The organism is Pantoea sp. JZ2, from assembly GCF_035191405.1.
In the GTDB taxonomy this organism is placed as follows: Bacteria; Pseudomonadota; Gammaproteobacteria; order Enterobacterales; family Enterobacteriaceae; genus Pantoea; species Pantoea stewartii.
The window spans coordinates 4,619,975-4,644,355 of the sequence record NZ_CP045247.1; the positions used below are offsets into that span (position 1 = coordinate 4,619,975).

Genomic DNA, 24,381 nt, shown 5'->3' on the forward strand with positions numbered 1-24,381 from the left:
AGCAGGTCATTACATTTAGTAGTTACCGGTGTTAATTTGCGCCTGAACTTCGCCATTCCCCACCGTGATATTCAGAATACTGGCGACACGCCTGGTGATCAGTTCGATATCAAAGGCAGCAGCAGAGGCAGGGCTGAAATCATAAACGGATTGCTGCGAGGCGTTGGCCTCACCCACACTTTCATCACGATGAATCTGCCCCAGTAGCGTATCGCCCAGCCGTTGCTGAAGAAAAGCGGTCACATCGCGATTGATATTCCGGCGATTGTCGCACTGGTTGAGGACAAAATAGTGACCGTGCCGGCTGTTCAGCGGCTGCCCAATCAGGCGGTTTTCTTCAATATGGGGTAACAGTGACACGGAGGCGGTATCCGCCAACATAACGACCAAATGCATATCGGCTAACGCCCTGATGGCTTTAAGCGCAGGTCCGGGTCCGGGAGGAAAGTCCGCTACCATCACCAGGCCGGGATAGTTCAGTAACGTATCAAGGCCTCGCTTGAGAAAATGCGGGTCTTTAGTCAGATTCTCTTCGAACCGCTCACGCTGGGCTTCGGTAACATTGCCGTAAGGCAGAACAAAAATGTTCCCTCCGGTCGTCAAAATAGACTGGCTCCAGTCAGCCTGCTCTTCTGAGCGAGCAACGAAACCCCGTCCGTCATTCAGGGGAACGCCGAAATGAAGACGCAATGCATTCTGTACATCAAAATCAATTGCCAATACCTTGCTACCCGATCGGGCCAGACTCCAGGCCAGATTGGCTGCCAACGTAGTTTTCCCCACCCCACCTTTGGGCGAGCACACACAAACTAACGGCATAAGGCAATCTTCTCCAGTAACGGTTTTAATAACGTTTCTTTAGGTAAATTCTCTGACGCGCTGTTACGCGCACGGAACAGATCGCTGAAGCGACCGTTCTCTGCTTCAGGACGCGCCGGGATTGAGGGGGCAGTGTCAGGTGCCTTTACCGGCGCATGCGTCTTCTGTACGGCGACCTCGGCCTGAGGCGTTGCTGAGGATGTCGGGAACAGGGAAGAGGAAGCGTGTGAAGCAGGCTCAGTCACGTCAGGAAGCGGCTCGCTGGCTGACAGGCTGTTTATGAGGGAACGGGAAGAGGCAGATGCAGGCGTCGACACCTGCGCGCTCTGAGTTAACGCTGAACCCATGTCCAGACTAAACTCATCACCTTGAATCGGTTGTGGCTGGGGTAAATCAATACGCTGGCCACCACTAAACGGCATTTGCTGATCGTCACTCGCCAGTTGACGAATGAGAGACCATTTACTTTTCTCCGCCGCTTCCTGCGATTGGCCTGACATATCCTGAAAGGCGATATCGAGCGTTTTTGTCTTTTCCTTAAAACGCTGTAAGTCGTCGTAATTCTTCATACACCACAACCTAAAACATAGGGAGGATTTTTCCAGGAATATATCATAATAATTTGAACACAGTGAGATAATTCTGATTACAAAACCAACAGATTCAATAAGAAAGCTTAATGCTAATTAGTTGTGTTTAGCAAAAAATGAGCACTAACTCACATATATTTCGTAAAATTATTGAGACAGCCTTAAGTAAAATATCAGCCTCAATGATTAAGATCTAAGTATCTACTAACCCGGGGAGCATGGCTAACACAACTCCTTGTATTGGAAAGCAAAAAAAAGCTGTCTCGTGTACTGTCGTTTTTACAGCATTCTGACATTGGTGCTTAAGGGTTGTGAGAATATTGAATTATGGTTGGTAAAGTATTACTACGCGAATGCGTGGCCAACAAAACCTGTATTCTTCAAATCCGGCGGCACGTCACATCCCAGGATTTATGAATGCCGCGAACGGGCAGAGGAAGAACGTGCCACTAACCAGCGGTGCATTTTGGCGATGAGTGACGCCAGGAAGGTAACGACAGCGTTGCGGGCTTCTAGAGTCAAGCGGAATCACCTGTCGTTTACCTACAAGGATTCCGCATGACAGGACATCTCTAGCGCGTCACATCACCTGACGCAATCAGTTGGTTTTCATCCTGATCAACCGCAAAGCAGGCTATTTGCTGCTCACCGTACTGTTTCAGTTTCGGCTGCAACTGAACACAGGTGCCAAAACGGCGACGGCAGCGCGCATTGAACGCGCAACCCGGAGGCGGATTGAGCGGGCTGGGGAGTTCACCGGTCAGCTTGATACGTTCACGACGATCGTCAGGATTCAGACGTGGCGTGGCCGACAGAAGCGCCTGGGTGTAAGGATGGCGGGGATGAGCAAAAATCGCCTCTTTACTGCCCTTTTCAACGCAGCGTCCCAGGTACATCACCATCACGTCATCTGCAATGTGTTCAACCACCGACAGATCGTGAGAGATGAAGACATAAGACAGCCCCATGTCTTGCTGCAGATCCATCATCAGGTTAAGCACCTGCGCACGCACTGACACGTCCAACGCCGAAACCGGTTCATCTGCGATTAAGACATCCGGATCGAGCATCAGGCCACGCGCAATCGCAATACGCTGACGTTGTCCTCCGGAAAACATATGGGGATAACGGTCATAGTGCTCGGTTTTAAGACCGACTTTGGCCATCATTTCCAGCGTTTTTTCACGCCGCTCGGCTTTAGTGAGCGAAGTGTTAATGATCAGCGGCTCTTCCAGAATCTGGCTGACTTTTTTACGCGGGTTTAGCGAACCATAGGGATTTTGAAACACGATCTGAATTTTCTGTCGACGCAGCTTTTGCGCCTGCGGATCGTGTTTTAATAAATCCTGACCATGCCAGTAAAGCTGCCCTTCCGTCGGCGTTTCAATCATAGTCAGTAAACGGCCTAACGTGGATTTGCCGCAGCCTGACTCCCCCACCACGGCCAGTGTTTTTCCGCGCTCCAGGTTAAAAGAGACACCATCCAGCGCTTTGACCAGCCGCTCCTGACCAAATAAGCCTTTTTTCACCGGATAGTGTTTTTTCAGGTCAATAGCCTGCAGCAGATAGTCGTGCTTCGTTTTCTCAGGACTCATAGGTTGGTCTCCCGGCATCGTCCAGCGGATAGTGACATTTGGACTGACGTCCCGGAATCGTCCGCAGTTCAGGTTCTTCTTTACGGCAGCGATCGTTAGCATAAGGGCAGCGTGGATTCAGCAGACAGCCCATTGGACGATCGTATTTGCCTGGCACCACCCCCGGCAATGAGGCCAGGCGTGCTTTATCGGCCGCGAATTCTGGCAGCGCACGCAATAACGCCTGCGTGTAAGGATGACGGGGGGCTTTAAAGATATCGGACGCCTTGCCGCTCTCTACTACCTGGCCGGCATACATCACAATGATATGGTGGGCCGCTTCTGCCACCAGTGCCAGGTCGTGCGTGATCAGGATCAGCGCCATGTTTTCCTGCTTTTGCAGGTCCAGCAGCAGTTCAATGATCTGCGCCTGAATCGTCACGTCCAGCGCGGTCGTCGGTTCATCGGCAATCAGCAGCTTTGGACGACAGGCAATCGCCATCGCGATCATCACGCGCTGGCTCATCCCACCAGACAGTTGATGCGGATACACATCCAGCCGCGAGGCCGGATCGGGAATCCCCACCTGATTCAGTAGATCAATCGCCCGCTGGCGGCGGGTACTTTTATTACCGCCCTGATGGACCTTAATGGCTTCCATGATTTGGTAACCCACGGTATAGCAGGGGTTCAGGCTGGTCATCGGATCCTGAAAAATCATGGCCACTTCGGCGCCCACCAGCTGACGGCGCTCTTTTTCAGAGATACGCTTTAGATCGCGTTGGTTGAATTCGAGTTTTTCCGCCATCACCTTACCGGGGAAATCGATCAACCCCATGATAGCCAGAGAACTGACGGATTTACCCGAACCCGACTCACCGACAATGCCCACCACCTGGCCCTGTTCAACCTGATAACTGATGCGGTCTACTGCGCGGAACGGTGCCTTATCGTCGCCGAAATGCACCGATAACTTATCTACATTTAATAACGCCATCTCGGTGCCTCTTTACTGCTTGAGTTTCGGGTCGAGTGCATCACGCAAACCATCGCCCATCAGGTTAAATGCCAGCACGGTCAGCAGAATGACTAATCCGGGGAACGTCACCACCCACCAGGCACTTTGCGCGTACTGCAATACGTCGGAGAGCATAGTGCCCCACTCCGGCGTTGGCGGTTGCGCACCCATACCGAGAAAGCCCAACGCCGCCATATCAAGAATGGCGTTGGAAAACCCTAACGAGGCCTGAACAATTAACGGGGCCAGGCAGTTAGGCAGAATGTTCACAAACATCTGACGCAGCATACCGGCACCGGCGACACCTGAGGCCGTCACATAGTCACGATTGACCTCAACCAGTACCGCCGCGCGTGTCAGACGGATATAGTGCGGCAGCGCGACAAAGGTCAGAGCAATAGAAGCATTGACGATCGACGGACCAAAAATGGCGACCAGAACAAGGGCTAACAGCAGGCTAGGCAGCGCCAGCATAATGTCGACCAGACGCATAATCGTGGCATCAACCGCTCCACCGATATAGCCCGCCAGCAGGCCGAAAATCACGCCAAAAATCAGCGACAACACAACGACCATGCAGCCCACCAGCAAGGAAAGGCGCGCGCCGTACATCAAACGCGAGAGGATATCGCGCCCCACATCGTCGGTGCCCAGGATATAGCTCCAGCTTCCTCCCTCCTGCCACACAGGTGGATGCAGCAGGGCATCACGGAACTGCTCCGCCGGGCCGTGCGGTGCCAGCACCTCGGCAAAAATGGCAATCAACAGCATCAGAATGATGTAAACCAGCCCTATAACCGCGCCTTTGTTACGTTTAAAGTAGTGCCAGAACTCCTGAATCGGGGTCATCGGCTTAGGTGCGACATTCACACTCGCGGGATCAACGACAGACATGATGCCCCCTTATTTCTTATGACGTATGCGCGGGTTCACCACGCCATACAGCAGATCAACTAACAGGTTGACCAGGATAATCAGGATAGCCGTCAGCAGCACACCGCCCTGCACGACCGGATAATCACGGCGTTGCAGCGCTTCGATCAGCCAGCGCCCCAAACCCGGCCAGGAGAAGATGGTTTCGGTCAGGATGGCCCCTGCCAGCAAGGTACCCACCTGCAAACCGATGACCGTCACAACCGGCAACATCGCATTACGCAGAGCGTGAACGACGATAACGCGCATACGCGTCAGGCCTTTCGCCCGGGCGGTGCGGATATAGTCTTCACCCAGCACTTCCAGCATAGAAGAGCGCGTCATGCGCACGATGACGGCCAGCGGAATGGTGCCCAGCACAATCGCGGGCAGAATCATATGCATGACGGCATCTTTGAAGTCGCCAGGCTCTCCCCAGATGAACGTGTCAATCAGCATAAAACCGGTCAACGGATGGCTGTCGTCCAGAAACACCGTATCTGCCACGCGACCTGAAACCGGTGTGAGATTGAGCTGGACCGACACCAGCATAATCAACATGATGCCCCACCAGAAAATCGGCATCGAGTAGCCGGTCAGGGAAATCCCGACCGCGGTGTGATCGAATACAGAACCACGTTTTACTGCGGCCAGAACGCCAACCGGAATCCCCACGGCGACGGCAAACATCATGGCGCAGATCCCCAGTTCCAGGGTGGCTTTAAAGCGCGGGACGAATTCAGTCCATACAGGAATGCGGCTCTTCAGTGAAATACCTAAATCACCGTGCAGCACACCGTTGATATAGTGCAGATACTGTTTCCACAGCGGCTGATCGAGCCCCATCATCGCCATTAACTCAGCATGGCGCTCGGGGGAGATACCGCGTTCACCTGCCATGATCAGCACCGGATCGCCCGGGATCATATGCACAAACGCGAAGGTCAATAATGTAATACCGATGAACGTTGGGATGACAAGCCCCAGACGCCGGAGTATGAACTGCAGCATAGGCGTAATTCTCAGTCGTTTTCCTCTGGCCCTGGCCAGAGATAACATTGCTCATTAACCGCATCCCGCGACAGCAGAACGCAACGCAGGAAGCGCTTCTTTTTGTAAAAGTAATTAGCCGGAAAAAAAAGAGCAGATAACAGGCGACCTGACACGGTCGCCTGAGGGCCGGTAAAACCGGCCCTGACTGCAGTAATCCGAAAGGTTATTCCTGAATATCGACGGTATCGAAGTGATGTTTACCTAATGGATCAACGACATAACCAGTAACTTTCTTGCTTACAGGCTCATAAACGGTTGAGTGAGCGATGATCAGCGCAGGCGCCTGGTCATGCATGACAACCTGAGCCTGCTTGTAGTACTCAATACGTTTGTTGTGATCGGATTCCGCACGTGCTGGCTGAATCAAATCTTCAAACGGCTTGTAGCACCAGCGCGAATAGTTAGAGCCGTCTTTCGCCGCCGCACAGCTGAACAGCGTTGCGAAGAAGTTATCGGGATCCCCATTATCGCCAGTCCAGCCCATCATGACCGTCTGGTGCTCACCCGCTTTGGCACGTTTCAGGTACTCGCCCCATTCATAGGTGACAATCTTGGCTTTCACGCCAATTTTCGCCCAGTCAGCCTGAATCATCTCTGCCATACGGCGCGCGTTCGGGTTATAAGGACGCTGAACCGGCATTGCCCACAGATCGATAGAGAAACCATCCGGCATACCGGCTTCTTTCAGCAACGCTTTGGCTTTCTCTGGATCGTAGGCATAGTCTTTAACATCGTTGTTATAGCTCCACATTGTCGGTGGAATCAGGTTTTTCGCTGGCTGGCCGGCGCCCTGATAAACCGCATCAATGATGGCTTTCTTGTTTACCGCCATGGTCAGTGCCTGACGCACTTTCACGTTATCCAGCGGTTTTTTCTCGGTGTTGAATGACAGGTAACCGACGTTCAGACCTGGCTGCTCCATCAGGTTAATTTTGCTGTCTTTCTTCATGCTGGCGATATCAGCCGGATTCGGATACGGCATGATCTGACATTCGCCTTTCTGCAGCTTGGCGTAACGTACTGACGCATCGGGGGTAATCGAGAAAACCAGACGATCGATTTTTGGCTTGGTTCCCCAGTAATCCGGGTTGGCTTTGTACAGGATACGTGAGTCTTTCTGGTACTGCTGAAGCACAAACGGCCCGGTGCCCACTGGATTCAGGTCAATTTTTTCAGGCGTGCCGGCTTTCAGCATGTTGTCAGCGTATTCTTTGGACATGATGGAGGCGAAATCCATGCCCAGATCAGCCAGGAAAGGCGCTTCAGGACGCGTCAGCACAAAGCGAACGGTATGATCGTCTACTTTTTCGATTTTGCTGATCAGCTTTGGCATATCCATACCTTCAAAGTACTCGTAGCTGCCGCCAGAGACGTTGTGGTATTTGTTGTTTTTGTCTAACTGACGCTCAAAAGAAAACACGACGTCATCCGCGTTAAATTCACGCGTAGGTTTGAAATCTTTAGTCGTTTGCCATTTCACGCCGTTGCGTAAATGGAAGGTATACGTTTTACCGTCAGCACTGACGTCCCACTTTTCAGCCAGTCCGGGTACCAGTTCGGTCGTACCGGTTTTGAATTCAACCAGACGGTTATAGATTGGAACTGAACTGGCATCGTACGTCGTACCCGACGTAAAGAGTTGCGGGTTAAACCCTTCCGGAGAACCTTCAGAACAATAAACCAGGGTTTTCGCCTGAACACCTGCGGCTACGGTCATGGCGACGAGGCTCAGACCGACCTTCAGCATCCTGGATTTGGCCAGGGAGTTGATCATGCTTTTGCTCCATTGTGATGTGTTGTTGTGTGCATTGCCCGACCTCTGGTTTTTTTATGCGGTTCAGGCGGTCCACCCTGATCGGGTAATAAGAGTGAGATATTTTTGTTTTGATAATGCTGATTGATAAGTACCCATCAGAAAAATCTGTATCTGCACCGTTATTGACGCATCAATTTGTCAACAGTTGCAAAGAACGTCAATACAACGGTTAGTTATTTACACAGAGTGTGAGGAATAGCAAGCAACGATAAAAAAAACCCTGCGCGCGCTAACGCCCTATATTGCACAGTGGCGTGGCTTTATTTCCGCGCATTCTGCTACGACAGTCATCGTTAAGCAGTCATTACCACTAAATAAAATCGTACATCATTTAGCGCCAAATGTTGGATATCTGAACGATTCCCTGTGCGTTATGACGTTCATACAGCGGAAAATGCTGATATTTTCTCGCAAAAATTTAACATTTTGCTTTTTTACAGCATAACCAAAACTTATATTTCGCCTGCCAGCATCCCTCAGACAACAAGGCCTGCATCGCATTGAGACGGCAAAATAGCGGTCTGTCATGAAATTGCGCTGCAAGGATGTGTTATTAGTTTTTCACAAAATTACTGACATGAGATTTTCTAATAACAAACCCATAAAGGCTTGCTGTGATGACGTAATTTTCACAACACGTCATAAGCCCCGTCACAAACACAGGTGACGATGACTATGTCAGGCCGCAGCAAAAAAGCTGTTTTATCATTGGGTTAAAAACTAAACAGAAAGAGTAAAGATGGCCCCCTTTATTAACGAAACCCTGCGCATGCACGGCGCAAGCTGCCTTCGGCAGTTCTCATTCGCTTTTATTCAGGCAAAAAAACCTGTCTTTGCAGACAGTTTGCTTAAACAGGGTCGGCGAGAGAGGATTAGGCTTACTGCGTAAGCCCCCTTCAGGCCGTTGCGTTCGCAACGTTGTCTCGCTTCGCCCGGCGCAAACCGCCTCCGGAGGTTCTCATCCTCTTTTATTCAGGCAAAAAAAACCTGTCTTTGCAGACAGGTTTCTTAAACAGGGTCGGCGAGAGAGGATTAGGCTTACTGCGTAAGCCCCCTTCGGGCCGTTGCGTTCGCAACGTTGTCTCGCTTCGCCCGGCGCAAACCTCTTCCGGAGGTTCTCATCCTCTTTTATTCAGGCGAAAAAAAACCTGTCTTTACAGACAGGTTTCTTAAACAGGGTCGGCGAGAGAGGATTAGGCTTACTGCGTAAGCCCCCTTCGGGCCGTTGCGTTCGCAACGTTGTCTCGCTTCGCTCGGCGCAAACCGCCTCCGGAGGTTCTCATCCTCTTTTATTCAGGCGAAAAAAAACCTGTCTTTACAGACAGGTTTCTTAAGTATGGTCGGCGAGAGAGGATTCGAACCTCCGACCCACTGGTCCCAAACCAGTTGCGCTACCAAGCTGCGCTACTCGCCGATGGGGGCGCATGTTACTGCTCCCCCTGATAAGCGTCAACCGCTTTTTGCGCTTTTAAGGCCAATCGCCTGGAAAGCAGGCGGTCAGCGGCTTCTCGGCGTTATCAATCCAAAATCCCTGTGTGATTACAGCGCTTTAGTCGCCGTTCTGGCTGGCGCCTGACACCAGTTGTTCGCCTGCTTAATTCCACCATCGGGCGAGGTATAACCCAGGCAGCCCAGAATCGTATCAAACAGCTCAACATGACGATGGGTTTTGCCCGTACGCTGTTGCGCCTGCAGTCGTTCAAAGTTTTCGCGATTCGTAGAGTACGCCAGGTATTTGTCCGATGCCCAGACCATCATCGGCACGCGGAACTGCTCTGGGGGTGCCATCTCACGCGGCGTGCCGTGCAAATGCATATTGTCGCTAATCGATTCACCATGATCAGAGGCATAGAAAACAATCGCTTTCTTATCACGCAGCTGATCCAATACGCTGTCCAGCATGCTGTCGACGTAGAGTACCGAATTATCATAGGCATTAATCAACTGCGCTTTGCTACAGGTTTCATCCACGCCCATGCATTCAGGCTGGTAACGCGCAAAACTGCGCGGATACCGTTGCGAATAGAGGTAATGGGAACCTTTGGTATGCAACACAACCAGATGCTTACCTTTTGGATAACGCTGCAATGATGCCTGCAGCTCAGGTACAAGCAGCATATCATCCACTGACTTGCCCTGATTGCGTGGTTCTGAACCGATCTGCTCACGGAAAGAGAAGTTATTAGCGTTGATGTTATCGTAGAACCAGACTTCACTCTGCATCGCAAACAGCTCTGAGGTGAAGCCTAGCTCTTTCATTACCGCGAAAACATTTTGCTCTTTTAACGTCCGGCCAGGATTATCCATGGTGCCGCCTTCACGTACAAACATACAACGTAAAGACAGCTTGGTCGCGGTATCACAGGATTCACCGCGGAATGCGACCAGATTTTTCTCCTGAGAAAGCTTCGGCGTGGTATTACGCTCGTAGCCCAGCAATCCCATATGGTCCCAGCGCGTGGTTTCGCCGATAACAAATACAACGTAAGTATCATCTAAGCCCGGCGGCGCAACATAGGTAAACTTTTGGGCAGGATCCAGCAGTTCATGGTTTTCCAGCGTTTCGTCGACTTTCGTCCAGGTAAACAGGCCCAGCGCGGCCAGCCAGTTAGAGGGTAAATAGGAGTGCGCAACTACGCCGCCATAACTGGGCAGATCGATATTGGTCACTTCCTCATTGTTTTTTTGCAACTTATCAAGGTAGCGGATGGGCAGCCAGACGAGGGCGACGCAAGCCAGCAGGATAAGCGTCGGCTTAAGACGCTGTCCTGGTGTGCGCAGCTGCTCATTGAGCGTCATGCTAAGACTGTTACGCCAGATGAAGAACAACGGCAGCGCACTGGCCAGGACCATCCACAAAATGAAGTGATAGCCCACGACCTCTTTAGACAAATCGGTATCGGTTGTCATCACGGATGCAACAATGCCATAGCCGATAACCACATTAAAAAAGGCCATGTAATAGGCGGCGGCGACAGAAATCAGCACGATCAACGTGGCCAGAATACGGTAAAACACTCTTCCACCCAGCGATAACAGCCGCATCAGGAAAAACGTTAACAGTACGATAGCCACAACCTCTGTAAGCGCGGTGAGCCAGGCTGTCACGGTTGAAGTTGTCAACAGTCCCGCAAAGCGGCGATAAAAAATCGGCAAATTCAGCAGTATACCGAGATACAAAGCCAGCAAGAGCGACAGCTTTTGCTGTGTTAATGATTTTATATAATTCATGAAAAATGGAGTTTCCCCGGACTAAGCGCTTAACCAAACGTTAATCTGACTGCCATATTTCTGCAGAGTTCGCGAATTAAGCAAGCCGGTTAAATAAGAAGAGAATTCTGAGCGTTTTGACATGCCCTGATATAAAGCGGCACAGTTAAGCACGCGGCCACGCTATAAACCAGAAAATAATCCTGTTCAGCACGATCCGGGAAGTGGGCCAGAAGAGAAAGTAAGGAAGGGCCCGGAACCAGGCCCTTGATCGCTTAGCGAATAATGTTCAGTGTTACGTCAATATTGTTACGTGTGGCATTTGAGTAAGGACACACGATGTGCGCGGCGTCAACCAGCTTCTGTGCTTCTGCTTCATCCATGTCAGGCAAGTGGATATTCAGCGTCGCTTCGATACCAAAACCATTTGGGATTGGACCAATTCCGACTTCACCTTCAATCCATGCATCTTTTGGCATCGCAATCTTGTCGCGGCCAGCAACAAATTTCATCGCACCCAGGAAGCAAGCTGAGTATCCCGCTGCAAAAAGCTGCTCTGGGTTAGTGACTTCGCCACCTGCGCCGCCCATCTCTTTTGGCACACCCAGTTTGACATCCAGCACGCCGTCAGAAGACGTTGCGCGGCCATCACGACCACCGGTAGCTTTAGCTTTTGCACGGTAAACCACTTGTTCTAAAGACATCGCTTTTCTCCATTGCACTATTTAATCGCTCGCTACTCATCACAACGTAGTCGAACAGTGAAGGTTAATTTACTGCCTGTACTCATTAGAAAATTTAGCGCGGAGCCATCAGTTTGTCACGTAACTGGTTGAGCTGTAGCTTAAGCGCATACATCTCGTCCTCGCTACAGTCTGACGCACACTGAATGTCATCAGGAATACTTTCAGCCTGCTGACGTAAAGCCCACCCGGCATCCGTTAAGCTGACCACCACCTGACGTTCATCCTGACGGGAACGCTGACGGTTGATTAAGCCCGCATTTTCCAGACGTTTCAACAGCGGCGTCAGCGTCGCTGAATCCAGAAAAAGCCGTTCGCCTATTTCTGACACCGTGAGTGAATCCTGTTGCCACAGCACCAGCATGACCAGATATTGCGGATAGGTAATATCCATCTGGCTAAGTAACTTGCGATAGACTTTATGCATCGCCAGATTGGCGGAATAAAGTGCGAAGCAAAGTTGCTGATCGAGCAACAGTGGCGCTGCTTTCACTTTTTTGTCATCTTGATAACTGTTCATGGAAGTAATATAGATAGCACACTAGTTAATTGCAAGCAATTTATGACAGCCGGGGGTAGTGCATGCAGGATTCTTTGGAAGAACAGGCACGACGCTATGCCACGCAGGTCCATGCTGAATCAGGACAGCGGCGTAAATATACCGATGAGCCCTATATTGTTCATCCGACAGCCGTGGTGGAGTTGGTCAGAAGCGTAACCGATGACCCGGTTATGCTGGCCGCTGCCTGGCTGCACGATACTGTAGAAGATACGGCGACGACACTCAACGATATTGAAAATCATTTCGGCCCGGAAGTGGCCCGACTGGTTGAAATGCTGACCGATACCGCGCCCACGCAGGCAAAAAATCGGGCTGCCAGAAAAATGGCGCATTTCCGTCATACTGCCCAGGCCAGTCCTGAAGCGCAAACTATTAAGCTGGCCGATATTATTGATAACACACGGGCCATCGTCCGCTTCGATCCGCACTTCGCCCGCGTTTACCTGATTGAAAAGAAAATTCAGATTGGCCTGCTCAAAGAAGGCAGTGAAGTACTCTGGCATCAGGCCTCGACAAATATTGAAAAGGGCATTGCACAGCTAAGTCAGGCACCGTACAGCGTGCCCGAGAACTGGTTTATAAAGCAGGCAGCGCGGTACGGCGGGTTACGTTGACGCTGACTGAGTATCTTTCTCACAGCAGGTAAACGCCAGCCATAGTCGAATCTGAACGCAGCGCTGGCTGTTCCGGTTCCCGAAATGCGTCACCGGGCCTGTCATCCGAATCCCTGTGCTGCGAGTACGCCGCTGTTTTTTCCTGATGGCAGACGCCGTGGAAACGTAACGGTGTAATAATAACGACGACAGGGCCAGCAATAGGCTTTTGAAAGAGATCCAAATCCAGGTTAAATCAGTAATAATTTACCTTTAACGAGCACACTTTTATTACTGTGATAATAATCACGATAGCCTACAAAAACGATGGACTTATAAAGATAATAGAATAGGGTAATATGATGTTTAATGAGAGTTGAAACATTATGATTATCTTAAACAATCCTGCCCTGTTATCTAAATGGTTTAACCTTGACAATATTATCGTCAATCATCGCCCTTAATCCTTTCCTTTTACCGTTCTGAGCACTCGCTGGCTTATACCTCCGGTGTCGCGGGTGCACGCACGCGCATCCTGATTTCATTAAGACTGCATAAATAGTGTCGTCCTGTTGCATCGCTTTTCTCGCTCTTTTTACAGGCTACGTACCCTGCCGTCTCAGCGAAATTCATGGACATTTAAATTTAAAAGAATGGCCACGCCTGATTTTTATTTATTTGCAAAAGTCACGGCACCGGCATGCCTGAATAAAAGGAAGAGCAATGAATAACTTTAAACATTATAAAAGGAAGAGCAATGAATAACTTTAAACATTTACCGGAACCTTTTCGCATTCGTGTTATTGAACCCGTTAAACGGACGACCCGCGAATATCGCGAGGCGGCGATAATAAAAGCGGGTATGAATCCTTTTTTACTGGACAGTGAAGACGTTTTTATTGATCTCCTCACGGACAGCGGCACCGGCGCAGTGACACAAAACATGCAGGCAGCCATGATGCGGGGCGACGAATCATACAGTGGAAGCCGCAGTTACTATGCATTAGCCGATGCCGTGAAAGCCATCTTTGGGTATGAATATACCATTCCGACTCATCAGGGCCGGGGTGCAGAGCAAATTTATATCCCGGTATTAATTAAAAAACGTGAAAAGGAAAAAGGCCTCGACAGAACCAAAATGGTGGCTTTTTCTAACTACTTCTTCGACACCACGCAAGGACATAGCCAGATTAACGGCTGCACTGTCCGAAACGTTTATATCAAAGAGGCTTTCGATACCGCAGTACGTCATGATTTTAAAGGCAATTTCGACCTGCAACGTCTGGAAGACGGTATAAAGGAAGTGGGTGCCCGTCACGTGCCTTACATTGTGGCGACGATCACCTGCAACTCGGCTGGAGGACAACCTGTCTCCCTGGCCAACTTAAAAGCCATGTACCAAATCGCAAAGCAATATGACATTCCTGTGGTCATGGATTCAGCCCGTTTCGCTGAAAATGCCTACTTTATCCAGCAACGTGAAAAAGAGTACCAGGGCTGGACAATCGACGCGATTACCCGGGAAAGCTATCAATATGCCGACATGCTGGCGATGTCGGCCAAAAAAGATGCCATGGTGCCAATGGGCGGTTTGCTCTCCTTCAAGGACGACCGCGTCTTTGACGTCTATACAGATTGCCGAACACTGTGCGTCGTGCAGGAAGGTTTTCCCACCTATGGCGGCTTAGAAGGCGGTGCGATGGAACGGCTGTCAGTAGGGCTTTACGACGGGATGCGTCAGGACTGGCTGGCCTATCGCATCAGCCAGATTCAGTACCTGGTAGACGGGCTGGAATCCATAGGCGTGACCTGTCAGCAGGCTGGAGGGCATGCTGCTTTTGTCGACGCCGGTAAATTATTACCTCATATTCCCGCCGATCAGTTTCCGGCTCAGGCCTTGGCCTGTGAGCTGTATAAGGTGGCAGGCATTCGGGCTGTAGAGATTGGATCATTTTTGTTAGGTCGCGATCCGAAAACGGGTAAACAGTTGCCCTGCCCGGCTGAATTGCTGCGTCTGACCCTTCCCAGGGCCACCTACACGCAAACGCACATGGATTTCATCATTGAAGCATTCGGGCATGTGAAAGGGAATGCGGCCAACATAAAAGGCTTAACCTTCACCTATGAGCCTGAGGTATTGCGCCACTTCACTGCAAAACTTAAAGAGATTTAACTGTCATACCTGTAAAGTGAGCGGCTGTCAGCGACAGCCGCTCTGCCGCATCGCTCTGTTAACCTCACAACAATAAAAATGATAAACATGAGATACCGTATTGAGAGGACACCATGGACGATCATCCACATCAAAAACATTCCGCCTTTTGGGGCGTGATGGTTATTGCCGGCACGGTCATCGGTGGCGGCATGTTTGCACTGCCCGTCGATCTGGCCGGCGCCTGGTTCTTCTGGGGCACTTTTATCCTGGTGATTGCCTGGTTTTCCATGCTGCATTCCGGTCTGTTATTGCTGGAGGCCAATTTAAATTACCCACCAGGCTCAAGCTTTAATACATTAACCAAAGATCTGCTGGGTCAAAAATGGAATGTAGTTAGCGGCATTACCGTTGCGTTTGTGCTGTATATTCTGACGTACGCCTATATCTCAGCCAATGGTGCGATTATCAGCGAAACGCTGTCCGCTCACACGGGCCTGACTTTGCCTGCCCGCGTCGTTGGCATCGGCACCGCGGCAGGTGTTGCTGGCGTGCTGTGGATAAGCTCACTGGCAACAAGCCGGATTACATCCCTCTTTCTCGGCGTTAAAATCCTCGCCTTTATCATTGTTTTCGGTTCATTATTTTTTGACGTTGACTATGCCATTCTCAGCGATGCCAGCAGCCTCAGTGACACGCATTCTTACTTCGCCTGTATCTTTATGGCTATCCCTGTCTGCCTTGCTTCATTTGGTTTTCATGGCAATATTCCCAGCCTGATAATTTGTTATGGCAAGCAGAAAGACAAGCTGGTGAAAAGCCTGGTTCTGGGCTCCTTACTGGCGCTGTTTGTCTATCTTTTCTGGTTGTATTGCACTATGGGCAATATCCCGCGCGAAAGTTTTAAAGGCATTATTGCGTCGGGGGGCAATGTTGACGCCCTGGTGAAGTCGTTTATGGGCACCCATCCCGACAGAGTTATTGCCTTTTTCCTGCTGGTTTTTTCTAATCTTGCCGTTGCCAGCTCTTTTTTTGGCGTCACGTTGGGGTTATTCGATTATCTGGCGGACTTGTTTAACATAGAAAATACCGCCGTTGGGCGAGGCAAAACGGTGCTGCTCACCTTTCTTCCCCCCAGCCTTTTGTACCTGATCTTTCCAAATGGCTTTCTCTATGGCATTGGCGGCGCAGGCTTATGCGCAACAGTGTGGGCCGTCATCGTGCCTGCCCTACTGGCAATGCAGTCCCGGAGACGCTTTCCCGACCAAATTTTTACCGTGTGGGGTGGCAGAATCATTCCCGCCATGGTCATCATTTTTGGTGTCGTTGTGATTGTCTGCTGGGTAGGTAACGTACTGGACGTGTTACCGAAGCTTGCCTGATAAGACACTGGCAGGAAATACGGATGGCGTTGTGTGCTGGAGGCTAAACAGCCGGCCACCCTTGTGACCGGCCTCACCTGTAAACGGGTGGTAAAACTTAATCAAGCAGCTGACGTCCAAGATACGGATTGGCGTGAAGTAATTTCATCAATTTCTGTGCCGTTGCTGAAGGGCGCGTACGCTGTGCTTCCCAACTTTTAACCGAAGAAACGCTAACACCCATGATTTTTGCAAACTCATCGACCTGCATTCCCGCCATTTCGCGCAGACGTTGCGGCTCTGGCATTGCAGGTTGACGCTGAGTTTGCAGCGCAACAGGGCTGTTATCACGTGTCAAAACAATCTGCTCAAGGCTGCTGAGCAATTCAAACATAGGATCTTTTAACTCCATAGAGAACTCCTTAAAACTCACTATGAATCACGTGAAAGAAGGTACACGAACCTGAAATCAGGTTCAGAAACCGGACTAAGCAAGCTGCATCCCATAAGAGTTTGTATTTATGATGAAAATCTTATGGGACACAGCCTGTACTGCACCGCTGCTTAAACATGACAACGCAATGCAACATATGCCGGGAGACTAAGTATGGATAGAGACCTGACAATTTGCAGTGCAAATTAAACATTTTTTTTAACTTTACAATTCTGAAAAAAGGCTAAAAACCCTAACCGTTTGATGCAATTGATTTTGTTGATACGGCATCTACTTCGCGTTCCGATCTTTTTTTCTTCACCCTCTTCGGTGAATAAATCATCAGAACCCCGCACACGCTTACAACAAAAGAATTTGCAAAATATGCGCCAGATCTTTCGATTTTCTACAACAAAACGGTCAGTACCAGCAATTTATCAAGCTACGCACTGGCGATGCCGTGGCTGTCGTGCCGCCAGCGCCCAAAGACATAACGGTTATCAGGCAATCACCAGTACGATTAATCCTGCTCTGTCATCTGGACAGGCCCTTCCCATAGCGAGCCAGAGCAACGGGTTGCACTACTTTAAGGCAACTGAACAATGAGAGGGCATTTACAGGATAGTTGTTAATACAGCCTGCACCCGGTACGGGATGCTCAGGCAGTGAGCGCGGTTCCGGGCAGGCTTAACAAAGGGCGTCTGAACAGGCCCCGCTCAGGGTTTATTCTTACTGCCTTTACAGCACGAGCCGCCCCTTATCGGGTATGGAAAAAAGCCTTTTCACTGCTCTTTAAAAGGCTTTGTAAACGGATGAGGCCCTGATTTTACGTTTAACCTCTTTTTTCTTACCCATAATGGCCTGACAGCGCGCTTTCACATTGTGTGGCCATTAACGTTTGTTCTATTCTTTAGGCCACTGCTTACCCGGACATCAGCCAGTTTTACTGACAGGAGTTGAACCCATGGCTTCAGGAATTTCCCGCGTCCTGGCACGCAGCGGCATTATGCTGGCTGGCGTGCTTATCGTTCTGCAACTCACCGCGTGTGGTGATAAAGAAGGCGAACAACGCAAAGCGTTTATCGATTTCATGCAAAATACCGTTATGCGTAGCGGTGAACATCTGCCGAGTCTGAGTGAAAACCAGAAACAGAGTTTTGGTCCCTTTGCTGGGGATTACGCGATTTTGTATGGTTTCTCACAACAGGTGAATAAGACGGTCGATCAGGGCATGCGCCCGGTCGTGGATGAGCTTTCTGCTATTCGCGTGCCGCAAGACTACCTGAGTCGCCGGGATTCTCTGGCTCAGGCCACAAGCGCCCTGACCGTCGCCACCCAACAACTCGAAAGCGCCAAAATGCAGGCGGATAAGAGCAAAGCCGGTCTGAAACAGTCTGACGATCTGAAAAAGGTTTTCGATACCGCCTATGACAAGGTCGTCACTCAGCCTGCCGCTCAGTTGATCCCATTGTTACCTAAACTCCAGACGCTTAGTCAGGATGCGGTTAAAACTGGTGAATTTCTTCAGGTACAGGGGACACGCGTCAGTTTTAATAATGGCGGAGTCCAGTTCCCTACTCAGGAACAGGCTACCCAGTACAACAGCCTGATGACCAGTTTATCAGCGAATGTCCAGGCACTGACTCAGGCCAAGAATGCCGTTCAGGGCACGGGACAATAAATTTCACACGGACAGATTAGCGACTGTTCATCTCATAATCACTTCACCACGCGCTTGCGCTTCATAAAAACGGGCCAGATCAAAATGTGATCTGGCCCGTTTTTTATTAAATTAAGTTGTGACTTTAATCACATTTTATAAACAAAGCAGCATGATAAAAGTGTGATAAATATCACTTAAAGTAAAAAGAAACGGTCAAAAATTGGTCATAACTTTCCTGTATGACCCTTATTTTGTGATACAAATCACTTAAAACGCCCCTGTAACCCCGTCATAAATGTGACCTGCATCACTCATGAGGTCACCCACTACGCAGGCCAATATTCGCGTGATAAAGTCCGCCTGCATACAGTAATACTGACGGCGCATCGCCGTAGTGGCTAAACAAAAACAAACGCGCGCTCCTGTTGCAGCGCGTCTCAACAAGGGGTGGGCTTATGTCCTCATCAGTAAAGGTCAAAGTTCAAAGCTTTGGTCGCTTTTTGAGTAATATGGTGATGCCTAACATCGGCGCGTTTATCGCCTGGGGTATTATCACCGCGCTGTTTATTCCAACGGGCTGGATTCCAAACGCAACACTGGCGAAACTTGTCGCCCCGATGATCACTTACCTGCTGCCATTGCTAATTGGCTTTACAGGTGGACGTCTGGTGGGAGGCGATCGCGGCGGTGTAGTGGGTGCCATCACGACAATGGGCGTGATTGTCGGTGCTGATATGCCGATGTTCCTCGGCTCGATGATCGCAGGCCCGCTTGGTGGCTGGGCAATCAAGTCATTTGACCGCATGGTTGACGGCAAAATCAAAAGCGGCTTCGAAATGCTGGTTAACAACTTCTCTGCCGGGATCATCGGCATGTTGTTGGCGTTGCTGGCCTTCCTGGCGATTGGTCCCCTTGTCGAAGGTTTGTCACATATCCTGTCCGGTGGCGTCAATTTGATGGTGCAAAATAACCTGCTGCCATTGACGTCTGTCTTTGTCGAACCGGCGAAAATCCTGTTTCTTAATAATGCTATTAACCACGGCATCTTCTCACCGTTGGGGATTCAACAGGCAAGCGAAGCCGGTAAGTCAATCTTCTTCCTGATTGAAGCCAACCCAGGCCCGGGTATGGGCGTACTGATGGCCTATATGTTCTTTGGTCGTGGTAGTGCGAAGCAGTCTGCCGGCGGTGCGGCTATCATCCACTTCCTGGGCGGTATTCACGAAATCTACTTCCCTTATGTCCTGATGGCACCACGGCTGCTGCTGGCCGTGATCCTCGGCGGTATGACCGGCGTGTTTACTCTGACGGTTCTGCATGGCGGCCTGGTTTCTCCTGCCTCACCGGGTTCTATTCTGGCAGTATTAGCCATGACGCCAAAAGGCGCTTATTTTGCGAATATTGCCGCAGTCTTCGCTGCTTTTGCTGTTTCCTTCGTGGTCTCTGCTATTTTGCTCAAAACCAGCAAAGTGAAAGAAGACGATGATATCGAAGCGGCTACGCAGCGCATGCATGACATGAAAGCTGAGTCAAAAGGGCAGGCGGTGTCAGGTGCCGCGATTGCCAGCGATGCGATGAGCGTTGACCTGAATCATGTGCGTAAAATCATCGTGGCTTGTGATGCCGGCATGGGGTCAAGCGCTATGGGGGCAGGCGTACTGCGTAAGAAAGTTCAGGATGCAGGCTTAACGCATGTGTCGGTAACCAACAGCGCCATTAACGCGCTGCCGGGTGATGTTGACTTAGTCATTACGCATCGCGATTTGACCGAACGCGCCATTCGTCAGGCTCCTCATGCCCAACACATTTCACTGAATAACTTTCTGGACAGTGCTCTGTACAGCACGCTGACCCAGCGCCTGGCGGCGGCAAACCGGAGTGAAGCGAACCGGGAAGTCGTACAGAAAACATTGGGTGACAGCTATGATGACGGCAGTGCCAACCTGTTTAAACTGGGGGCGAGCAATGTGTTCCTGGGACTGAATGCCAGTAATAAAGAGCAGGCCATCCGCTTTGCGGGTGAGCAGTTGGTGAAAGGGGGTTATGTTCAGCCCGAGTACGTTGATGCGATGCTGGAGCGGGAAAAGCTGACGCCGACATACCTTGGCGAATCGATCGCGGTCCCGCACGGCACGGTTGAGGCTAAAGACCGGGTGCTGAAAACCGGTGTGGTTTTCTGCCAGTACCCTGCTGGCGTGCAGTTTGGTGATGAACCCGATGAGGTGGCGCGCCTGGTCATTGGTATCGCCGCCCGCAATAACGAGCATATTCAGGTGATCACCAGCCTGACCAACGCACTTGACGATGAGCAGGTCATTGAAAAACTGGCTCATACCAACAGCGTTCAAGATGTGCTGGATCTGTTATCAGGCAAGCCAGCGTTAGCCTGATTCGGTCCGACATTTTCCCTGGGGCGGTTATGCCCGTCCCACTTTGTTGGGGCGGACATGCCCGCCCCGTTGTCATTTGATATGGGTCAAAATTATGAAAGCGTTACATTTTGGAGCGGGTAATATTGGTCGCGGTTTTATTGGTAAACTGCTGGCAGACGCAGGTATTGAGCTGGTTTTTGCAGATGTGAATCAGACGGTACTGGATGCCCTGAATGCCCGTCATGAATATCCTGTGCATGTCGTCGGTGAACAGGCCAACGTCGACATCGTTACAGGCGTCAGCGCCGTTAACAGTACCAGCGACGATATTATCCCTCTGATCGCTGAAGTTGATCTCGTTACCACTGCGGTTGGCCCGCAAATCCTGGAACGCATCGCCACCAGCGTCGCCAAAGGTCTGGCCAAACGCAGTGATAACGGCAATGTTCAGCCGCTAAATATTATCGCCTGTGAAAATATGGTTCGCGGTACCAGTCAGCTCAAACAGCATGTGCTCCAGGCACTACCGTCCCAGTATCACGCCTGGCTTGAGGCACATGTTGGCTTTGTCGATTCTGCGGTTGATCGTATTGTACCGCCTTCTGAGGCCGGCAGTGAGGATCCGCTGGAAGTCACCGTGGAAACCTTCAGCGAATGGATTGTGGATAAGACCCAGTTTAAGGGCGATCTGCCCACCATTCCGGGCATGGAACTGACTGACAACCTGATGGCCTTTGTTGAGCGTAAGCTTTTTACACTCAACACCGGCCACGCGATTACGGCCTACCTGGGACAACGGGCTGGCCACCAGACCATCCGCGATGCCATTCTTGATGAGGGTATTCGCGCCGTCGTTCAGGGTGCCATGGAAGAGAGTGGCGCGGTGCTCATCAAACGTTATGGGTTCGACGCCGATAAACATGCTGCCTATATCCAGAAAATCCTGGGCCGCTTTGAAAATCCTTACTTAAAAGATGATGTTGAACGCGTGGGTCGGCAGCCACTTCGTAAGTTAAGTGCGGGCGATCGCCTGATTAAACCAACGCTGGGCACACTGGAATACGGGTTGCCGCATGCCAATTTGGTGAAAGGGATTGCGGCCGCCATGCACTACCACAGCGACCAGGATCCGCAGGCGCAAGAGCTGGCTGCACTGCTGGCGGAAAAAGGGCCACAGGCAACCCTGGCTCAGGTATCTGGCCTGGAGGCTGACAGTGAGATTGTAAAAGAAGCCGTTAGCGCCTGGCACGCCATGGCATAATAACGCCATGTTAGCAATCCAGATCGGGGGCGATGACGTCGCCTCCGACAGCAGTACGACATTGACGCAGGCCATAATGGAAGAAAAGCAGGCTTTTGAAAATCGTGTGCTTGAACGTCTGAACGCGGGGCGATCGGTGCGGAGCTTTCTGTTCGCCGCAGTTGAACTGCTGGCCGAAGCCGTTAATGTGCTGGTGTTACAAGTATTCCGTAAAGATGACTACGCCGTGAAATACGCCGTGGAGCCCCTGTTGCTGGGCGACGGCCCGCTCGGCGAGCTGTCGGTCAGGCTTAAGCTGATTTATGGCCTTGGGGTGATTAGTCGTCATGAATATGAAGATTGTGAACTGCTGCTGGCCCTGCGCGAAGAGCTGAATCACGACGCGGGCGATTATCGTTTTACCGATGATGAAATTCTGGGTCCTTTCGGTGAATTGCATTGCGTCTCAGCCTGGCCGCCGGTTCCCACCTTACAGGCAGACGATCCCGCCTTACAGGCGATGCAGCAGCAACGCTACCTGCAAATGGTGCGCTCCACGATGGTCCTGTCTCTGACAGAACTCATTTCCCGTATCAGCCTGAAACAGGCGTTTAAGAAGGCATCCAGCTAAATCCTGCGGGGAGCCTGAACCGCTCCCTCTTTCACCCTTCTCCCGAGAATCTGTCGTGAATTTGGTGTATCCTTAGCCTGTTTTCCTCAACGAGTTGTTGTCATGAAAGAGCAAGAAAAGAACGAAATTAAACGCCTCAGCGATCAACTGGACGCGCTGAACCGTAAAGAGCCTCAGCTACTGGAAGCGGGTGATGCTGAAAAGCTGGGCGCGCTTTTAAAAGAGAAAGAAACGCTGGTGACGGAAATTGAACGTCTGCGCAATCAGCGCGACGCCAAATTGAGCCAGGAAGCGCAAAAACTGCAGAAACTGCCGTTCAGCCGCGAAATTACCAAAAAAGAACAGGCCAATCTGGGTGCCTTAAAGAAAAGTGTACGCGGCCTAGTTGTCGTGCACCCTATGACCGCGCTGGGACGAGAAATGAACCTGCAGGTCATGACAGGCTTTGCCAAAAGCGCCTTTTGATGTGTGCGATCAGGCAGCCGCCTGATCCACCGCATGCTGGCCAGTAGCCGTGTTCACCTGCTCTGCCAGCGTATCCAGCAGCGTATAACGACGGCGGTATTCGGCCCGCTTCTTGCTGGCAATTTCCTCAAGCGTTTTTCGTGGCAACATCAGCGGCAGTGCAAACATGCCGTCAGCGCGGGCCTGACCATTCAGCGTCAGCCAGAATTCACTGTAGCTGGCACAGAATTTATCGCTTTTACTGTGGCGATAACGCAGACTACGAAAAACATGCGTTTCGTCGCCTACTGCGGCTATTTTTTTGACATCACACTGCTGCGACAAAATAAAGACCACCTCCATAAGCAAGCGCTTAGGAAATAAACCATGTGCCGCTTTCGTTGCGTCGCGAATCACCTCATTACTAATGGTTTTTCGCGGTCCCTGTAATCCTCCAATCACTAAGGTGCGTTCATTATCTTCATTCAAAATCGTGAATGACAGAGAGGCAATTCCCTCGCCCTGATAACGCAGCACTAAGGTGACTTCACCCTCACGATCGTAAAAGCCAGAACGGCAGGCAATAACAAAGTCTTCGTCGTTTTTACCCACAAGTCTGGCCAGAACAGTCTCTTCACCACTTTGCAAAATCTGGCGAAGCGATAAATTCGCCAGGTTGTTCATCAGATTATAGTGATCAAGAATCGCCTGCGCCCGTTGCGCGACGCTCATTCCTGCACGCAGATAGGGGCGATGAAGCTTCGCGGGTAACAACCCCTGTACGTGCATTAACTGGGTGATTCTTGGTAACGCAGAAAGTTGCTGTAAATAACGCAAAGTCTTAACAGGTGCAATAAGGGTTCTTAAAGCAAATTTAAGCCGGAATCGCCGGCTCCGCCAGATTTTGTTGGGGACGTACTTTCCGCTAAGTAATTGAAAAAATAAACTGGCGTATGAATCCGCCATCACATCGTGTGTAGTATAAATAGACATAGCCGACATTCTTATTGGTCTGATAATGACACTGATGATAAAACGACCGGCATCAACGGCAGGTTAATGACTCAAATTGTTAAAAATTTAGCGGGGTAAACTGACGCTTCGTTTAATTTTCGTTTAGGCCCTTAAGTCCGACTGCATGTGTGCAGGTGGTTTGAAGGTAATAAAATGCCAGAGCAGGCACCATTGAGAAGTT

At 50.6% G+C, this 24,381-nt stretch carries 21 protein-coding genes, 1 tRNA gene and 3 other RNA genes; 9 read left to right on the plus strand and 16 right to left on the minus strand.

Features of this window, described 5'->3' with window-relative positions; all coding sequences use genetic code 11:
- Positions 1–15 precede the first annotated feature (15 nt).
- The 14 genes from bcsQ to GC087_RS22345 all read right to left on the minus strand — a co-directional run bounded on the left by bcsQ (position 16) and on the right by GC087_RS22345 (position 12,255).
- Positions 16–819, minus strand: a complete 804-nt coding sequence (gene bcsQ, locus GC087_RS22280; RefSeq protein WP_054634734.1) for a cellulose biosynthesis protein BcsQ — start codon at positions 817–819, stop codon at positions 16–18.
- Positions 810–1,388, minus strand: a complete 579-nt coding sequence (bcsO, locus tag GC087_RS22285; RefSeq protein WP_324029377.1) for a cellulose biosynthesis protein BcsO — start codon at positions 1,386–1,388, stop codon at positions 810–812. The genes bcsQ and bcsO overlap by 10 nt, the downstream gene beginning before the upstream one ends.
- 593 nt (positions 1,389–1,981) lie before the next feature.
- Positions 1,982–3,004 carry a dipeptide ABC transporter ATP-binding subunit DppF gene (gene dppF / locus GC087_RS22290; RefSeq protein ID WP_033737317.1) on the minus strand — a complete coding sequence of 341 codons (1,023 nt, stop codon included), beginning with the start codon at positions 3,002–3,004 and terminating at the stop codon, positions 1,982–1,984.
- Positions 2,994–3,980, minus strand: coding sequence for a dipeptide ABC transporter ATP-binding protein (gene dppD, locus GC087_RS22295; protein WP_006121410.1), 987 nt, complete (start codon positions 3,978–3,980; stop codon positions 2,994–2,996). Before dppD ends, dppF begins: the two co-directional genes overlap by 11 nt.
- 12 nt (positions 3,981–3,992) lie before the next feature.
- Complete coding sequence (gene dppC / locus GC087_RS22300; protein ID WP_006121409.1) at positions 3,993–4,895, minus strand: dipeptide ABC transporter permease DppC; 903 nt, start codon at positions 4,893–4,895, stop codon at positions 3,993–3,995.
- A gap of 9 nt (positions 4,896–4,904) precedes the next feature.
- Positions 4,905–5,924, minus strand: coding sequence for a dipeptide ABC transporter permease DppB (gene dppB, locus GC087_RS22305; protein WP_033737316.1), 1,020 nt, complete (start codon positions 5,922–5,924; stop codon positions 4,905–4,907).
- 205 nt (positions 5,925–6,129) lie between these two features.
- Positions 6,130–7,740 (minus strand): dipeptide ABC transporter periplasmic-binding protein DppA, encoded by a 1,611-nt coding sequence (dppA, locus tag GC087_RS22310; RefSeq protein WP_006121407.1) that lies wholly within the window; start codon positions 7,738–7,740, stop codon positions 6,130–6,132.
- 897 nt (positions 7,741–8,637) lie between these two features.
- A non-coding RNA gene (locus GC087_RS22315) (RtT sRNA) lies at positions 8,638–8,765 on the minus strand.
- Between the two features lie 32 nt (positions 8,766–8,797).
- A non-coding RNA gene (locus tag GC087_RS22320) (RtT sRNA) lies at positions 8,798–8,925 on the minus strand.
- 33 nt (positions 8,926–8,958) lie between these two features.
- Positions 8,959–9,086: non-coding RNA, RtT sRNA (locus tag GC087_RS22325), on the minus strand.
- Positions 9,087–9,119: 33 nt separating this feature from the next.
- A tRNA-Pro gene (locus GC087_RS22330) sits at positions 9,120–9,196 on the minus strand.
- A 125-nt stretch (positions 9,197–9,321) separates the two neighbouring features.
- The gene (eptB, locus tag GC087_RS22335) at positions 9,322–11,013 is read right to left on the minus strand and encodes a kdo(2)-lipid A phosphoethanolamine 7''-transferase (RefSeq protein ID WP_324029379.1); all 1,692 of its coding nucleotides are present in this window, start codon (positions 11,011–11,013) and stop codon (positions 9,322–9,324) included.
- A 254-nt stretch (positions 11,014–11,267) separates the two neighbouring features.
- Positions 11,268–11,696: an organic hydroperoxide resistance protein gene (locus GC087_RS22340; RefSeq protein WP_006121405.1), complete on the minus strand. Its 429-nt coding sequence runs from the start codon at positions 11,694–11,696 to the stop codon at positions 11,268–11,270.
- A 94-nt stretch (positions 11,697–11,790) separates the two neighbouring features.
- The gene (locus GC087_RS22345) at positions 11,791–12,255 is read right to left on the minus strand and encodes a MarR family winged helix-turn-helix transcriptional regulator (protein WP_033737315.1); all 465 of its coding nucleotides are present in this window, start codon (positions 12,253–12,255) and stop codon (positions 11,791–11,793) included.
- Between the two features lie 62 nt (positions 12,256–12,317).
- Here GC087_RS22345 and GC087_RS22350 point away from each other — a divergent pair, with 62 nt between their 5' ends.
- From GC087_RS22350 to tnaB, 4 genes are all read left to right on the plus strand, one after another.
- Positions 12,318–12,911 (plus strand): HD domain-containing protein, encoded by a 594-nt coding sequence (locus tag GC087_RS22350; protein ID WP_006121403.1) that lies wholly within the window; start codon positions 12,318–12,320, stop codon positions 12,909–12,911.
- A 365-nt stretch (positions 12,912–13,276) separates the two neighbouring features.
- Entirely contained in the window at positions 13,277–13,354 is a 78-nt protein-coding gene (gene tnaC, locus GC087_RS25875) for a tryptophanase leader peptide (protein ID WP_071988795.1), read from the plus strand.
- A gap of 293 nt (positions 13,355–13,647) precedes the next feature.
- Entirely contained in the window at positions 13,648–15,063 is a 1,416-nt protein-coding gene (gene tnaA, locus GC087_RS22355; RefSeq protein WP_058701526.1) for a tryptophanase, read from the plus strand.
- Positions 15,064–15,176: 113 nt separating this feature from the next.
- A complete protein-coding gene (gene tnaB, locus GC087_RS22360) occupies positions 15,177–16,424 on the plus strand; it encodes a low affinity tryptophan permease TnaB (protein WP_006121401.1) in 1,248 nt (415 codons plus the stop codon).
- Between the two features lie 97 nt (positions 16,425–16,521).
- Here tnaB and GC087_RS22365 read toward each other — a convergent pair whose 3' ends face one another.
- Positions 16,522–16,815 carry an HTH-type transcriptional regulator gene (locus GC087_RS22365; protein WP_006121400.1) on the minus strand — a complete coding sequence of 98 codons (294 nt, stop codon included), beginning with the start codon at positions 16,813–16,815 and terminating at the stop codon, positions 16,522–16,524.
- Positions 16,816–17,800: 985 nt separating this feature from the next.
- Between GC087_RS22365 and GC087_RS22370 the strand changes: the two genes are divergently transcribed.
- From GC087_RS22370 to GC087_RS22390, 5 genes are all read left to right on the plus strand, one after another.
- Entirely contained in the window at positions 17,801–18,517 is a 717-nt protein-coding gene (locus tag GC087_RS22370; protein WP_324029381.1) for a DUF3053 domain-containing protein, read from the plus strand.
- Between the two features lie 437 nt (positions 18,518–18,954).
- On the plus strand, positions 18,955–20,889 hold the full coding sequence (locus tag GC087_RS22375) for a PTS mannitol transporter subunit IICBA (RefSeq protein WP_324029383.1): 1,935 nt from the start codon (positions 18,955–18,957) through the stop codon (positions 20,887–20,889).
- A gap of 94 nt (positions 20,890–20,983) precedes the next feature.
- A complete protein-coding gene (gene mtlD, locus GC087_RS22380) occupies positions 20,984–22,132 on the plus strand; it encodes a mannitol-1-phosphate 5-dehydrogenase (protein WP_033737311.1) in 1,149 nt (382 codons plus the stop codon).
- Between the two features lie 7 nt (positions 22,133–22,139).
- Entirely contained in the window at positions 22,140–22,742 is a 603-nt protein-coding gene (locus GC087_RS22385; protein ID WP_172677666.1) for an MltR family transcriptional regulator, read from the plus strand.
- A gap of 102 nt (positions 22,743–22,844) precedes the next feature.
- A complete protein-coding gene (locus GC087_RS22390; protein WP_006121395.1) occupies positions 22,845–23,207 on the plus strand; it encodes a YibL family ribosome-associated protein in 363 nt (120 codons plus the stop codon).
- A gap of 9 nt (positions 23,208–23,216) precedes the next feature.
- On the opposite strand, the gene GC087_RS22395 is transcribed toward GC087_RS22390, so the two are convergent.
- The gene (locus GC087_RS22395; RefSeq protein ID WP_324029385.1) at positions 23,217–24,179 is read right to left on the minus strand and encodes a VirK/YbjX family protein; all 963 of its coding nucleotides are present in this window, start codon (positions 24,177–24,179) and stop codon (positions 23,217–23,219) included.
- Positions 24,180–24,381: the final 202 nt, after the last annotated feature.